This window comes from Flavobacterium sp. N502536 (assembly GCF_025947345.1).
Classification (GTDB): domain Bacteria; phylum Bacteroidota; class Bacteroidia; order Flavobacteriales; family Flavobacteriaceae; genus Flavobacterium.
The window spans coordinates 119,983-134,356 of sequence record NZ_CP110011.1 but is presented as its reverse complement, the minus strand read 5'-3'; the positions used below and the strand labels follow the sequence as shown (position 1 = coordinate 134,356).

At 35.6% G+C, this 14,374-nt stretch carries 14 protein-coding genes; 11 read left to right on the top strand and 3 right to left on the bottom strand.

Annotated features, from left to right (window positions below):
• Positions 1-43: 43 nt before the first annotated feature.
• From pfkA to OLM61_RS00510, 4 genes are all read left to right on the top strand, one after another.
• Positions 44-1,030, top strand: coding sequence for a 6-phosphofructokinase (gene pfkA / locus OLM61_RS00525; RefSeq protein ID WP_017497661.1), 987 nt, complete (start codon positions 44-46; stop codon positions 1,028-1,030).
• A gap of 83 nt (positions 1,031-1,113) precedes the next feature.
• Complete coding sequence (gap, locus tag OLM61_RS00520) at positions 1,114-2,118, top strand: type I glyceraldehyde-3-phosphate dehydrogenase (RefSeq protein WP_264524601.1); 1,005 nt, start codon at positions 1,114-1,116, stop codon at positions 2,116-2,118.
• A 130-nt stretch (positions 2,119-2,248) separates the two neighbouring features.
• Positions 2,249-3,100 (top strand): N-acetylglucosamine kinase, encoded by an 852-nt coding sequence (locus tag OLM61_RS00515; protein ID WP_264524600.1) that lies wholly within the window; start codon positions 2,249-2,251, stop codon positions 3,098-3,100.
• A 13-nt stretch (positions 3,101-3,113) separates the two neighbouring features.
• The gene (locus tag OLM61_RS00510) at positions 3,114-3,488 is read left to right on the top strand and encodes a methylglyoxal synthase (protein WP_264524599.1); all 375 of its coding nucleotides are present in this window, start codon (positions 3,114-3,116) and stop codon (positions 3,486-3,488) included.
• A gap of 131 nt (positions 3,489-3,619) precedes the next feature.
• Here the strand turns inward: OLM61_RS00510 and OLM61_RS00505 are convergent, their stop codons facing one another.
• Entirely contained in the window at positions 3,620-4,000 is a 381-nt protein-coding gene (locus tag OLM61_RS00505) for a Rid family detoxifying hydrolase (protein WP_264524598.1), read from the bottom strand.
• A gap of 24 nt (positions 4,001-4,024) precedes the next feature.
• A complete protein-coding gene (locus OLM61_RS00500) occupies positions 4,025-6,745 on the bottom strand; it encodes a putative LPS assembly protein LptD (RefSeq protein ID WP_413614368.1) in 2,721 nt (906 codons plus the stop codon).
• 82 nt (positions 6,746-6,827) lie between these two features.
• Between OLM61_RS00500 and OLM61_RS00495 the strand changes: the two genes are divergently transcribed.
• The 7 genes from OLM61_RS00495 (at position 6,828) to OLM61_RS00465 (ending at position 13,633) form a co-directional block, all read left to right on the top strand.
• Positions 6,828-7,955, top strand: a complete 1,128-nt coding sequence (locus tag OLM61_RS00495) for an N-acetylmuramoyl-L-alanine amidase family protein (protein ID WP_264524596.1) — start codon at positions 6,828-6,830, stop codon at positions 7,953-7,955.
• Positions 7,956-8,005: 50 nt separating this feature from the next.
• A complete protein-coding gene (locus OLM61_RS00490) occupies positions 8,006-8,971 on the top strand; it encodes an MlaD family protein (RefSeq protein WP_264524595.1) in 966 nt (321 codons plus the stop codon).
• Positions 8,972-8,976: 5 nt separating this feature from the next.
• Positions 8,977-10,308: a (Fe-S)-binding protein gene (locus OLM61_RS00485; protein WP_264524594.1), complete on the top strand. Its 1,332-nt coding sequence runs from the start codon at positions 8,977-8,979 to the stop codon at positions 10,306-10,308.
• A gap of 133 nt (positions 10,309-10,441) precedes the next feature.
• A complete protein-coding gene (locus OLM61_RS00480; RefSeq protein ID WP_264524593.1) occupies positions 10,442-11,233 on the top strand; it encodes a (Fe-S)-binding protein in 792 nt (263 codons plus the stop codon).
• Between the two features lie 117 nt (positions 11,234-11,350).
• Positions 11,351-11,833, top strand: a complete 483-nt coding sequence (locus OLM61_RS00475) for an ABC transporter ATPase (protein ID WP_264524592.1) — start codon at positions 11,351-11,353, stop codon at positions 11,831-11,833.
• A gap of 206 nt (positions 11,834-12,039) precedes the next feature.
• Positions 12,040-13,185: an N-acetyl-alpha-D-glucosaminyl L-malate synthase BshA gene (bshA, locus tag OLM61_RS00470; protein ID WP_264524591.1), complete on the top strand. Its 1,146-nt coding sequence runs from the start codon at positions 12,040-12,042 to the stop codon at positions 13,183-13,185.
• Between the two features lie 19 nt (positions 13,186-13,204).
• Entirely contained in the window at positions 13,205-13,633 is a 429-nt protein-coding gene (locus tag OLM61_RS00465; protein ID WP_264524590.1) for a protease complex subunit PrcB family protein, read from the top strand.
• A gap of 141 nt (positions 13,634-13,774) precedes the next feature.
• Here OLM61_RS00465 and OLM61_RS00460 read toward each other — a convergent pair whose 3' ends face one another.
• A complete protein-coding gene (locus tag OLM61_RS00460) occupies positions 13,775-14,272 on the bottom strand; it encodes a hypothetical protein (RefSeq protein ID WP_264524589.1) in 498 nt (165 codons plus the stop codon).
• Between the last annotated feature and the right edge of the window lie 102 nt (positions 14,273-14,374).

Genomic DNA, 14,374 nt, shown 5'->3' with positions numbered 1-14,374 from the left:
AAGTGGTGAATGTTTGCTAATTTTACACTTTAATACTTAAATAATGCCAAAAACAATAAAAAAAGTTGGTGTTCTAACATCGGGAGGTGACTCACCAGGAATGAATGCCGCAATACGATCAGTTGTTCGAACATGCGCTTATCATAATATAGAATGCATAGGAATTTATAGAGGGTATCAGGGAATGATTGAAGGAGACTTCAAAGAAATGGGACCCCGAAGCGTAAATAATATTGTAAACAAAGGTGGAACGATTCTGAAATCAGCTCGTTCAGTTGAGTTTAGAAGCCCTGAAGGTAGAAAAAAAGCACACGAGAATCTTTTAAAAGCCGGAGTTGATGCTTTGGTTGTTATTGGAGGAGACGGAAGTTTTACCGGAGGATTAATTTTTAATTCAGAATATGGTTTTCCAGTAATGGGAATCCCGGGAACAATTGATAATGATATTTTTGGAACCAGTCATACTTTAGGTTATGATACAGCCTTAAATACTGTTGTAGATTGTATCGATAAGATCAGAGATACTGCAAGTTCGCATAACCGTCTGTTTTTTGTAGAGGTAATGGGTAGAGATGCAGGTCATATTGCTCTTAATGCCGGAATTGGAGCCGGTGCCGAAGAAATTCTTATTCCTGAAGAAGATTTAGGTTTAGACCGATTATTAGATTCTCTTCAAAAAAGTAAAGCTTCAGGAAAATCATCAAGTATCGTAGTGATCGCCGAAGGAGATAAAATTGGTAAAAACGTTTTCGAACTAAAAGATTACGTAGAAGCCAACCTGCCTGAGTATGATGTTAGGGTATCTGTGTTAGGACACATGCAGCGAGGTGGTTCTCCATCTTGTTTTGACCGTGTTTTGGCAAGCCGTTTAGGAGTAAAAGCGGTAGAGTCCTTAATAGAAGGAAAATCAAATTATATGGTTGGTTTGCAGGCTGACAAAGTTGTTTTGACACCTCTTGAACAGGCAATCAAAGGTAAATCTGAGATTGACAGAGAATTGTTGAGAGTGTCCGATATCATGTCGACATAAAAAAAAGTTTAAAAAGGAAAGAAGTTTATTGTGAGGAAATTAGACTTTGAATTAGTGTAATAAAAAACAAAAAATTAAGTAAAATGTCAAAAGTAAAATTAGGAATAAACGGATTTGGACGTATCGGAAGAATCGTTTTTAGAGAAACTTTCAATAGAGATAATGTAGAAGTAGTAGCAATCAATGATTTGTTAGATGTAGATCACTTGGCTTACTTGTTAAAATATGATTCAGTTCACGGTCGTTTCAATGGAACTGTAGAAGTAAAAGAAGGAAAACTTTACGTAAACGGAAGAAATATTCGTATCACTGCTGAAAGAAACCCTGCTGACTTAAAATGGAACGAGGTTGATGTAGATGTAGTGGCTGAATGTACTGGTATTTTTACTACTATCGAAACGGCAAACGAACACATCAAAGGAGGTGCTAAAAAAGTAATCATTTCTGCTCCGTCTGCTGATGCTCCAATGTTTGTAATGGGAGTAAATCATGAAACGGCAAAAGCTACAGATTTAGTAGTTTCTAATGCTTCTTGTACTACAAACTGTTTAGCTCCTTTAGCTAAAGTAATTCACGATAATTTCGAAATTGTTGAAGGTTTAATGACAACAGTTCACGCAACAACTTCAACTCAAATGACAGCTGACGGTCCTTCAAGAAAAGACTGGAGAGGTGGACGTGCTGCAAGCATCAACATCATTCCTTCTTCAACAGGAGCTGCTAAAGCTGTTGGAAAAGTAATTCCTGCTTTGAATGGAAAATTAACAGGGATGTCTTTCCGTGTTCCTACTGCTGACGTTTCTGTAGTAGATTTAACAGTAAAAGTAGCCAAAGAAACTTCATACGAAGAAATTATGGCTGTTTTGAAAAACGCTTCTGAAACTACAATGAAAGGGATCTTAGGATACACAGAAGATGCAGTTGTTTCTCAGGATTTTATTTCTGACAAAAGAACTTCAGTTGTAGATGCAGGTGCCGGAATCGGTTTAAATTCAACTTTCTTCAAATTAGTATCCTGGTATGATAATGAGTACGGATATTCAAGTAAATTGATTGATTTGTCTGTGCATATCGCAGGTTTAAAATAATAATATATATTTTTGCAAAATCCCGTTATTGTATAGTAATGGGATTTTCTTATTTTGTTACTTCTTTAATTAATTTAAAAGCATACTTTTTATTTAGCTAAAGAAAAACCTAATCCAAAAACTAAATAAAATGAAATTAATAGTTGATAGTGGATCTACTAAAGCCGATTGGATTGCAATTGATGATAATGGAAAAGTATTATTCACCACACAAACTTTAGGATTAAATCCTGAAATTCTTGACGGTCCGGAAATAATCGAAAGATTAAACGATCGTTTTGATATTTTGCAAAATAAAAAAACCGCCACACATTTGTTCTTTTATGGAGCAGGTTGTGGGACAGACCGAATGAAAACAGAGCTTTCGCAAATATTTCAGCAGTATTTTGAGAATGCAATTGTCGAAGTTCAGGAAGATACTTATGCTGCGGTATATGCAACAACTCCAAAAGGAGAAGCTGCGATTGTAAGCATCCTTGGAACAGGTTCTAACTGTAGCTTTTTTGATGGAAAAGTATTGCATCAGAAAGTACAGTCGTTAGGGTTTATCGCCATGGACGATTGTAGTGGAAATGTTTTTGGAAAAGAATTAATCAGAAAGTACTATTTCAATAAAATGCCAAAAGAACTGGCTGTTGAATTTGAGAAAGAGTATAATTTAGATCCTGATTTTATCAAGAATAAATTGTACAAAGAACCAAATCCAAATGCTTATTTAGCGACCTTTGCAAAGTTCTTAATCAAACATAAAGACACGCAGTTTTGCAGAAAGATTATCTTCAAAGGCATGAAATCTTTCGTTAAAAATTACATCAAGCAATTTGATAATTGCAAAGAAGTTCCGGTTCATTTTGTAGGTTCTATCGCTTTTTATCTAAAAGAGGAATTACAGGAAACTTTTGATAAGTACGAACTTCAATTGGGTAATGTTTTAAGAAGGCCTATTGATGGATTAATTGCGTACCACGTTGCAAATCAATAAATAGAATTAAAATATGGAAATTGCTATTATAGCTCACGATGGAAAAAAGGCAGACATGGTTCAGTTTTTGAATAAAAACAAAGACTTGCTGCTTCAGGAAAACATTAAATTAATCGCAACGGGAACTACAGGAAGCAAAGCTGTTAATGCTGGTTTTAAGGTAAAAAGAATGCTTTCCGGACCAATGGGGGGTGATGCACAAATTGCTGCAAGAGTAGCCGAAGGGAAAACAAAAATGGTTTTCTTCTTTAAAGATCCTCTGGCAAGTCATGCTCATGAAGTTGATATTAATATGTTAATTCGTGTTTGTGATGTGCATAATGTACCTCTGGCAACAAATGAAGCTTCGGCGCAGCTGCTGTTAAATGCTATCGCTTTGCAATTATAGAATTTCTATTTTTAGATATAATAAAAAAACCATTACGACTCGTAATGGTTTTTTTGTTTCAGGTTTCAGGTTTCAAGTTTCAAGTTCGATAGTTTGAGTACAACCTGAAACTTGAAACTTGAAACAATTTTTTATTGTACTGCAATTATTGAAATCTCAACATTTACATTTTTTGGTAAACAGGCAACCTGAACAGTTTCACGTGCAGGAGCTGTTTTTTCGTTAAAATAAGAACCGTAAACCGTGTTTATTGCTCCAAAATTATTCATATCCATAATGAAGATAGTTGCTTTAACCACATTTTCAAAAGTCATATCAGCAGCTTCTAAAATTGCAGCAATATTCTCCATTACTTGTTTTGTTTCATCATTGATGTTGTCCGTAATAAGTTCGCCAGAAGCCGGATTGATCGCAATCTGACCTGATGCATAAAGTGTGTTTCCTGATAATACGGCCTGGTTGTAAGGACCAATTGGCGCTGGTGCTTTTTCAGTAAAGATGATTTTTTTCATAATAAATTATTTTTGTTCGATCGTTTATCGATTTGAAGTACTACGCTTGTTCCATTTGATGTCGCTCAACATTCCGGATTTAATTCCAATAAAGAAATTCCAGTTTGAGTTTGGACCAATTGGCGTCCAGTTAAATGCCATTCTCCAGCTTAATAAATCTCTTTCAAAACGAAACTGCGTAAAAGTAACCCCTTTTTGTACAAAATCGTAACCCGTAGAAACTCCGCCTTTCCATTTAGGAGTGATGTCCATATTGGCGGATATCATGATGGAATTTCCGGTAATTTTATTTTCTCTGGCGGCATTCGAGTAGGTTAGAGAGTAGGCCATTGTCATATCCCATGGAAGCTTTGAACTGAAAAATTCGCTTATCACATCTTTATCATCATCCTTCTCGTTAGCAAACTGGCTGTTTCGTGGATCGTTTAAGTCGGTATTTGTTCCGAATAAATCATCATTACGACCACCATTTCGCTGGCTTTGTGTGTTCTTTTCTTCCTTTGTTCCCTTGTTGGAAAACGAATAGTTTAAAGTAACATTGGCGCTGGTTAATCGGAACAAGCTTCCGCCATTGTCAATGTTGAAAACATTCATAACATGTCCTGCATTGTCAATTGCATACGGGTTTAAAACAGCCCCAAAATTGACATTCATTTTATTGTCCAATAGCTGTGTTCCACCGCTTACAATTACAGGCTGCCACGCTAAAGTTTCTTTTCCGTCAGCATTAAAATTATAACTCGTACTAAAGTTTAAATTGTTTAATAACATGATCTTTTTAGGCTCCGTCTTTGTGCTGTCGCGATCTCTTACTTTGGCTTCAAAAGTGTTGCTTAAGGCAAAGGATACGATATTGGAGTTGTTGTTGCCCGGAGCGCCAAAAATACCTTCATCAAATCTGGAGTACGTATTAATTTTTCCGGTTGCGTCAACGGTATAATTGTCATAATACTGATTGAAACTAGGCGTATAAGAATACGTTATGTTTGGTCTCATGACGTGGCGTACAGACTGAATTTTTTTGTCTTCACCAAAATTGAAAGTACCATAAATTGTAGTTCCTAAGTTGGTGCTAAAGTTATAGGTTCTGAAAGCATCAAACCCATTTATAGTAGATGTTACGGCTTGTCCTTTAGTCGCATCATAATTTCTGGCAATGGTTTTAGTTACCCAGGTTTCCTGATAATTGGTAGAGGCTCCCGCACTAAAGTATTTAAACAGCTTGAAATTGGTACTAATAGGAATACTGTGCTGCATTCCTATTTTAGCATCTCTAAACATTTGTGGTTTGAAAAACAATGAATCTGTTGTTGAAATACTGTTTTTACCGCTTAGGTTATATTGAAAATTGATGTTCTTGATGAAACCTTTTTTAACGCCGTCTTTTCCAACAAACGGGTATACACGATCCACACTGGCTTGCAGAGTTGGTAACGTCATGTCGATTTTTTCCGTTTGAGTATTTTGCGAGTGTGTTGCCGTTAAAGAGATACGCGCCTGAGGGATCGTATTGAATGTTTTGTTGTATGAGATGGATGAATTTAAAGTGTTATTTAAATTTGATCCTGCGTTCGCCTGATTGATAGAGCGTTTGAAATACTTACTACTACCCATGTTTACAGAGGCAGAAAAGGTAGAATTAGGATTTGCTTTCGTATCTTTTGAATGGGACCACTGAATGTTGTAGATTTTTTCTTTAGAATAATCAGGGTAACCGCGTTCGCTGTTGATTAAATTTTCATAACGGATATTAAGATTTCCTCTGTACTTGTACTTTGTAGCGTATTGCGATTCAAAACGCATGGCGTAACTACCATTGGTGTAGTAGTCACCCAAAACAGTAAGGTCGTAATTGTCGCTTAACGCAAAATAGTAACCTCCATTCTGTAAAGAGAATCCTCTTGTATTAGAGTCGTTGTAGCTTGGTAGAATAATACCCGAAACACTCTTTTCCTGACTCATCGGGAAATAGGCAAAAGGCAATGCCAGAGGAGTAGGTACATCGGCAATAACCATATTGGTTAAACCGGTGATTACTTTTTTGCCCGGAATAAATTTTACTTTATTGGTTTGAAAGTAGTATTCAGGATTATCAATGTCCTTGGCAGTTGTAAAACGGGCACCACGCAAAAAGTAAACCGAGTCGTTTTCTTTTTTGGTAACCGCTGCTTTAATTTTAAATTCTCCCTGTTCGGTTCTCGAATTATAAATTAATGCTTTTTTGGTTTTAAAGTTAAATCGGATAGAATCCGGCTGAACTTCGCTGGCTCCCTGTTTGAAATTTGGATATTGTATCAAAACACCTGCAGAATCTCGGATACGTCCAGCATAAACTTCTTCCTTTTCCATGTTTAAAACAATGATTCCCGATTTTAGTTCTACATCTTTATAGTAGAGTTCGGCTTCATTATATAAGGTAAGCGTTTTTGCTTTTTTGTCGTATTTCGCGTAATCTTTCGCTTTATATTTGGTAACAGCGTCCAGAAAATTCTTTTTGGCTTTAACCGTATCCAGCTTTATAGTGTCTGTTGTAGCGGCTTCAGGTTTGGCTGGAGCAACAGTTGTAGGTTTATCTGTTTGTTTTACAGTGGGTAAAGACTTCTTTTTGTTTTTTATCTCTTGCGAATATAAATTACCACATCCTAAAGTTAGGAAAAATGATAATAAAACGATATTAAATAAGTTTGTATGCAAAGGTTTAAATGCTATTTTTGTAAAATTATGGCTTGTTTTTTGACATGTCAAACTTACATATAATTTTTTGTCAAAAATAATCAATTGTAAAAATTATAGCTGTTGCGTTTTATTAAAATTAACTTTTAGATTTATGAATAGATTTAACAAAATTAAAGTAATATTTACTTTTTTTCTAACGATATTGTCTTTTTGTGCTTATAGCCAGGCAAATGTTTTTAAGGTAACACTTGATGCTGGACATGGTGATCACGACTTTGGGGCTGTTTACAGCGGACGAATTGAAAAAAATATTGCTTTGGCTATTGTTCTAAAAGTGGGTAAAATCTTAGAAGGAAGTCCAAATGTTCATGTGATTTATACGCGTAAAACAGATGTTTTTATCGATTTGGTCGAAAGAGCCAATATTGCCAACAGAGCCAATTCAAATATTTTTGTCTCTATACATTGTAATGCCAATAAAAATACTGCTGCAGACGGAACAGAGACCTACGTAATGGGTTTGAGTAAGGTAGCATCGAATCTTGAAGCTGCGAAAAAAGAGAACTCCGTAATTACCTTAGAAAAAGATTATAAACGTAAATACGAAGGTTACGACCCAAACTCTCCTGAATCTATGGTTGGAATGACTTTAATGCAGGAAGAATATTTGGACAACAGTATTTCGCTGGCCAGTAAAATCGAAGATAATTTTGATAAACTGGGAAAAAAATTGAGACAGGGAGGTGTGAAACAAGCGCCTTTTATGGTACTTCACAAAGCCTATATGCCAAGAGTCTTAGTAGAAACAGGATTTGTATCTAATCCTACAGAAGGAAATATTTTAAATTCAGAAGAAGGACAAAATGATATTGCAAAAGCGATAGCCGAAGCGATTTTGAGTTACAAAAGTGAATATTTCGGTTCAGGTACTCCCGAAATAGTGGAGGCAAAACCGGCAAAAGATACTTCGACTCCGGCAAAACCGAAAGAGGTGGAAAACACTGCAGCGGTCAAAAACGCTCCAAAAGGTACATTCTTCAAAGTACAGCTTATCGCAAGTATTAAAAAAACACCACTAGAGCCTAGAAATTTTAAAGGACTTAAAAACGTAACAATGTTATTCGAAAATAATATTTACAAATATTTCTATCAGGAAACTTCAAGTTACGATGCTGCCAAAAAATATTTGGAAGAAGCTAAAGATAAAGGATATGGAGCCGCGTTTTTGGTTGCAACCAAAGATGGAGAAAAGATCAGTATTCAAGACGCCATTAAATAATAGCTTCTAGTTCGAATATTTATATTAATTTTGTACAAACACTAAGAATTTTGAAACTAACAAGAGAAATTAAAACGGCTATTTTAGTCATCGCGTCAATTTTATTATTTATTTGGGGCTATAGTTTTTTAAAAGGCAGAGACCTTTTTACAAATTACAAAACATTATATGTAGAATATGATAATGTAGAAGATTTGTCAGCATCAGCTCCCGTTACCATAAACGGACTTATTGTTGGTAAAGTAACTAAAATTACAATCAATGAAGTAACAGGGAAATTATTAGTTGAACTTCAATTAAAAACTGATTTTCCAATTTCTAAAACAAGTCAGGCATCTTTATACTCCCCAAGTTTAATTGGCGGAAAACAGATCAAGATTATTCCAAACCTAACAGATAAAGAACCTGCTGCTGACGGGCAGACTTTAACTCCTGTTGTGGAATTAGGACTGAAAGAATCTTTAGGCGGAAAAATTGAGCCTATTCAGATAAAATTAGAGAAAATGTTGGTGAATATTGACAATCTGGTTTCCGGATTGAACAATGTTTTAGACAAAAAAGGACAAGAGGACCTGAAGAAAACTTTAGCTGAACTGAGCCAGACGATGGAGCAGTTTCACAAAGCTTCGGGAAGTATCAATTCGATTCTGGATACCAATAAAGGGCAGATTAACGGAGTGGTAACCAACTTTAATAAAATGTCAAGTAACTTTAATAAAATATCAGATTCTTTAAACAAGGCAGATTTAGGAAAAACGGTTAGAAACCTGAATCAGACTTTGGCTAAAGTTGACGGTCTTATGAGTAATTTAAACTCAGGAAAAGGTACTGCCGGTAAATTGTTAAATGATGATGCTTTGTATAATAATTTAGCGAAAACTTCAAAAGAGCTTGAATTATTGTTGCAGGACGTTCGTCTTTACCCGACACGTTATGTAAATGTTTCTCTTTTCGGAAAGAAAAACAAACCTTATGTAGCACCAACTGAAGAAGCTAACCCAACTACTAAAAATTAATTAGAATGAGTTATTTAGATAATATTTTATTCGCTATACTTCTTATTATTGGTTTCGGTTTTTTTGCATCGAGCGTAAAAAAAATCATCCGAAATATTAATCTGGGAGTAGATGTAAACCGAAAAGATAATTCTAAAGCACGTTGGAAAAACATGGCATTGATTGCTCTTGGGCAGTCAAAAATGGTGAGACGCCCTGTAGCTGGAATACTTCATATCTTTGTTTACGTTGGTTTTATAATTATTAATATCGAATTACTCGAGATCATTATCGACGGGTTGTTTGGAACACATAGAATTTTTGCGCCTTATTTAGGAGTAGTATATGATGTTTTAATTGCTTCATTTGAGATATTAGCGGTACTTGTAATTTTTGCTGTTACTGTTTTTTGGATCAGAAGAAATGTGATTCGATTGAAACGTTTCATAAATCCTGATCTAGATGGTTTCCCAAAAAGTGATGCCAATTACATTTTGTACTTCGAAACTGTTTTGATGATGTTGTTTTTGTTAATGAACGCTTCCGATCTGCATTTACAGAATGTTCCGGATGCTGTTTTTCATAAAGCAGGCAGCTTTCCAATCAGTCAGTTCATCGCACCAATTTTTAACGGAATGTCCAATGAATTGGTGGTGCTATTATTTGAAGTCTTTTGGTGGCTGCATATAGCGGGTATTTTGGTTTTTATGAACTACTTGTACTTCTCCAAACATTTACACATTCTTTTGGCCTTCCCGAACACTTATTTTGCCAACCTGAACCCGGAAGGACAGTTTGATAATTTGGAATCGGTTACCAAAGAAGTAAAGTTAATGATGGATCCAAATGCAGATCCGTTTGCGGCTGCTCCTGTTGATGAAAATACTGCTCCGGCAAAATTTGGAGCAAGTGATGTTCAGGATTTAAACTGGGTACAGCTTTTAAATGCTTATACCTGTACAGAGTGTGGTCGTTGTACATCATCATGTCCGGCAAATCAAACGGGTAAAAAATTGTCTCCTCGTAAAATTATGATGGATACAAGAGATCGTTTGCAGGAAGTGGGTAAAAACATAGACGCCAATAAAGGAGTTTTTGTTCCGGATAATAAAACATTATTAAACGATTATATCACTCCTGAAGAATTATGGGCTTGTACATCTTGTAACGCCTGTGTGGAGGAATGCCCTGTAAACATCAGTCCGTTGTCTATTATTATGGACATGCGTCGTTATTTGGTAATGGAACAAAGTGCTGCTCCGATGTCATTGAATGCCATGATGACGAATATCGAAAACAACGGAGCGCCTTGGCAATACAGCCAGCAGGACCGCTTGAATTGGAAAAACGAAAATTAAAAAAAAAAAGTTTAATTGGTTATTGGTTCAACCCTTTAATCGATTGGAATAAAATATAAGGTTTTTTAGTAGGGTTATGGCAAGGAGTGCGATTAACCAAATAAACAATTAACCGATTTAACAACAAAAGAAGATGTCAGAAAGTTTAGTAGTGCCAACAATGGCTGAAATGCTAGCCCAGGGAACACAACCGGAAGTTTTATTTTGGGTTGGTTGCGCAGGGAGTTTTGATGATAGAGCAAAGAAAATTACAAAAGCATTTGTACGAATCTTAAATCGTACTAACGTTTCGTTTGCGGTTTTGGGTACGGAAGAAAGCTGTACCGGAGATCCGGCAAAACGTGCCGGAAATGAGTTTTTGTTTCAAATGCAGGCCATGATGAATATCGAGGTGCTTAATGCATATGAAGCCAAAAAAATTGTTACCGCTTGTCCGCATTGTTTCAATACTTTAAAAAATGAATATCCGGAATTAGGAGGTCAGTACGATGTTATTCATCATACAGAGTTTTTAAAGTCATTGATTGATGATGGCAGATTAACCGTTGAAGGTGGTCAGTTTAAAGGGAAGAAAATCACTTTTCATGACCCTTGTTATTTAGGAAGAGCAAATAAAGTATACGAAGCACCAAGAGACTTAATTCAGAAACTGGATGTTGAGCTGGTTGAGATGAAGCGCTCAAAAGCAAACGGATTATGTTGTGGAGCTGGTGGAGCACAAATGTTTAAAGATGCCGAACCGGGAAATAAAGAAGTGAACGTTTTGCGTACCGAAGATGCTTTGGAAGTAAAACCGGATATTATTGCAGCCGGATGTCCGTTTTGCAATACGATGTTAACCGATGGTATTAAACATCAGGAGAAAGAAGGGCAAGTGAAAGTAATGGATATTGCAGAGTTAATTGCAAATGCACAGGATTTGTAGAAGGAGGGGCTAAGGTTCTGAGGAGCTAAGGAACTAAGTTTTTAACTTGAAACCTGAAACTTGAAACTTGAAACTTTCCCAATATAAAATCTAAAATCAACAATCTAAAATTAAAAAATGTATATACCTTTTGAAAATTTACCTGGTGAATCCAGAGTCTGGATTTATCAATCAAACAGAAAGTTTTCTGAGGAAGAATTTTCTGAAATAGAAGCCGATCTGAAAACTTTTGTAGAAGGATGGGCAGCACACGGAACAAGTCTGGAGGCTTCGTACCTGTTGAAATACAACCGATTTATTATTTTGGCTGTAAATCAGGAAGTGCAGGCTGCAACAGGTTGTTCGATCGATAGCTCGGTGGAGTTTATCCAAAGCTTGGAAAAAAAGTACAACGTTGATTTGTTAGACAAAATGAACGTGACTTTTAAACTGGGTGAGCATATCGCACACAAACCTTTAATCGATTTCAAGAAAATGGTTAAAGACAAATCAGTATCAGAGAATACAATTGTATTTAACAATCTGGTAAATAATATTGAAGAATTCAACGAATCATGGGAAGTTCCTGCTGCCGATAGTTGGCATAGCAGATTTTTCTAAGAAGAATTTAAAATAAAGAAAAGGCGTAAAATTTAGATTTTGCGCCTTTCTTGTTTTAACGGATTATTCTAAACCCGACAGGTTTTTAAAACCTGTCGGGTTTAAAATCGAAAAAGTATAAAGTCTATTATTCACAAAAATCTAACATTTTAAAAGATTAATTAAAAGCTATTTTTAAGTACTTTCGTAGTTACTAAATTTAATACATGAAAATAGCAATAGTTTGTTATCCGACATTTGGAGGTAGTGGTGTAGTTGCAACTGAATTAGGCCTTGAATTAGCCAGACGCGGACACGAAATCCATTTTATTACCTACAGTCAGCCGGTACGGTTGGCACTTTTAAATCCTAATGTTCATTATCACGAAGTAAACGTTCCTGAATATCCTCTTTTCCACTATCAGCCTTACGAGTTGGCGCTGTCAAGCAAATTGGTTGATATGGTGAAATTATATAAAATTGAAGTACTTCATGTGCATTATGCCATTCCTCATGCATATGCGGGTTATATGGCGAAGCAGATGTTGAAGAATGAAGGAATTAATCTTCCAATGATCACTACGCTTCACGGAACTGATATTACGCTGGTTGGAAATCACCCATTTTATAAACCTGCGGTAACCTTTAGTATCAATAAATCAGACTATGTGACTTCGGTTTCTCAAAGTTTGAAAGACGATACCTTGAAATTATTCAACATCAAGAATAAGATTAGAGTGATTCCGAATTTTATAGAACTGGATAAGATTAAAAAAGACCCTCAGGTACCTTGTCATCGTTATGTGATGGCGAAGGAAGACGAGCGTATTATTACGCACATCAGTAACTTTAGAAAAGTGAAAAGAATACCAGATATTATTAAGATTTTCTATAATATTCAGAAAGAAATCCCGGCGAAACTGATGATGGTGGGGGATGGTCCTGAGAAAGAAAAAGCTGAAATTTTATGCATGGAACTTGGCATTTACGACAAAGTAATTTTCTTTGGAAACAGTAATGAGATTGATAAAATCTTGTGTTTTACTGATTTGTTCCTGCTTCCTTCAGAAACCGAAAGTTTTGGTTTGGCAGCTTTAGAAGCAATGTCCAGCGGGGTTCCTGTAATTTCTAGTAACTCAGGCGGTTTGCCGGAAGTTAATTTTGACGGATTTTCAGGTTATTTGAGTAATGTGGGTAATGTGGAAGAAATGGCCGCTAATGCAATCAAAATACTAAAAGATGATGATGTTTTAAATCAGTTTAAAGCAAATGCATTAGAAGTTGCTAAAAAATTTGACATCAAAACCATATTGCCTCAATACGAAGCCTTGTATCAAAAAGCAATTAATGATTATAAACACGAAAAACAGTAATCTTATAAAATTAACATAAATGAAAAAAGTAATTTCGGTTCTGGTAATTTTAGTTTTGGTTTCTTGTGGAGTCCAGAAAACATCTGACGGGACTTCTAAAGTGCTGTATGAGGTGCTGACAGAGCAGTCTGACGGAGGTGGTAATATTAAGTTTTTTGAAATTTTGACGGAGCCAAACGAAATCAAAATGTTAGAAAGCGATCCTCATCTGAAAGCAAAAATGAAACAGGATGATATCAATAATTCCAATTACGTGATCCTGAATATGGGAGAAAAGAATACCGGTGGTTATTCAATTGGTATTGAAAAAGTTGAAGAAACGGATAAAAACATCATCATAACTGTTAAAGAAAATAATCCGGCTGCAGATGCGATGGTTATTCAGGTCATTACGTATCCGTATACTGTAATCAAAGTGCACTCTAAAAAAGAAATTATTGTGAAATAAGTTATGAGTTATGGCGTGTCAGGCTGAGCGGAGTCGAAGCCCTTTACATTTATGCAATAACAATTTCTTTAAATTTTAAAACATAAAAAAAACCTGTCGAATCAAACGACAGGTTTTTTTGTAACTATTTTTTAGTTGTATTTAGAATCTGAATTTTACGCCTAAACCAACGTCAAATCCAAAATTGTCATCGTCATAATATCCTGAACCAATTTCTGGTCTTGCGTCTAATGACAAGGTAATTGGTGCTTCTTTAAATCTGTATTCGATACCAATATCTCCGGCCGCAAAAACATACGTTCCGTTATCTTTGTATCTGTTGTTGTTTGTATAATAGTCGTGGTTCCAGGTAGCAAGACCTCCACCAACACCAGCGTACCAGTTAAATCCTCCATCAATATTCCAAACCCATTGGTAAAGCGCTACTCCTTTGATCGCATCAACATCACTGCTGTTTCTCCAGCCTAAATCAAACTCCAGTCTGTTCTTTTGGTTTAATCCTAACTGATAAGATACTTCTCCGCCAAAACCGTTATTATCTCCTAAACGGATACCCAAGGCATGTTTTGAAATTTCTTGTGATTGTGCCGTAAATGCTAATCCTAATAGCATAAGGGCAGATAAAATGATTCTTTTCATAAAAATGGTTATTAATTTACGTCAAATGTAAGGGGTGTTATAATTTTCAAACGTATAGGATTATTGAAAATTGTTATATAATTCACATTTCCGTAGAGAACC

What these genes read in the sequence shown, in the direction of transcription:
- pfkA (WP_017497661.1), top strand. Translation starts at nt 44, where the DNA reads ATGCCAAAAACAATAAAAAAAGTTGGTGTTCTAACATCGGGAGGTGAC.
- gap (WP_264524601.1), top strand. Translation starts at nt 1,114, where the DNA reads ATGTCAAAAGTAAAATTAGGAATAAACGGATTTGGACGTATCGGAAGA.
- OLM61_RS00515 (WP_264524600.1), top strand. Translation starts at nt 2,249, where the DNA reads ATGAAATTAATAGTTGATAGTGGATCTACTAAAGCCGATTGGATTGCA.
- OLM61_RS00510 (WP_264524599.1), top strand. Translation starts at nt 3,114, where the DNA reads ATGGAAATTGCTATTATAGCTCACGATGGAAAAAAGGCAGACATGGTT.
- OLM61_RS00505 (WP_264524598.1), bottom strand. Translation starts at nt 4,000, where the DNA reads ATGAAAAAAATCATCTTTACTGAAAAAGCACCAGCGCCAATTGGTCCT.
- OLM61_RS00495 (WP_264524596.1), top strand. Translation starts at nt 6,828, where the DNA reads ATGAATAGATTTAACAAAATTAAAGTAATATTTACTTTTTTTCTAACG.
- OLM61_RS00485 (WP_264524594.1), top strand. Translation starts at nt 8,977, where the DNA reads ATGAGTTATTTAGATAATATTTTATTCGCTATACTTCTTATTATTGGT.
- OLM61_RS00480 (WP_264524593.1), top strand. Translation starts at nt 10,442, where the DNA reads ATGTCAGAAAGTTTAGTAGTGCCAACAATGGCTGAAATGCTAGCCCAG.
- OLM61_RS00475 (WP_264524592.1), top strand. Translation starts at nt 11,351, where the DNA reads ATGTATATACCTTTTGAAAATTTACCTGGTGAATCCAGAGTCTGGATT.
- bshA (WP_264524591.1), top strand. Translation starts at nt 12,040, where the DNA reads ATGAAAATAGCAATAGTTTGTTATCCGACATTTGGAGGTAGTGGTGTA.
- OLM61_RS00465 (WP_264524590.1), top strand. Translation starts at nt 13,205, where the DNA reads ATGAAAAAAGTAATTTCGGTTCTGGTAATTTTAGTTTTGGTTTCTTGT.
- OLM61_RS00460 (WP_264524589.1), bottom strand. Translation starts at nt 14,272, where the DNA reads ATGAAAAGAATCATTTTATCTGCCCTTATGCTATTAGGATTAGCATTT.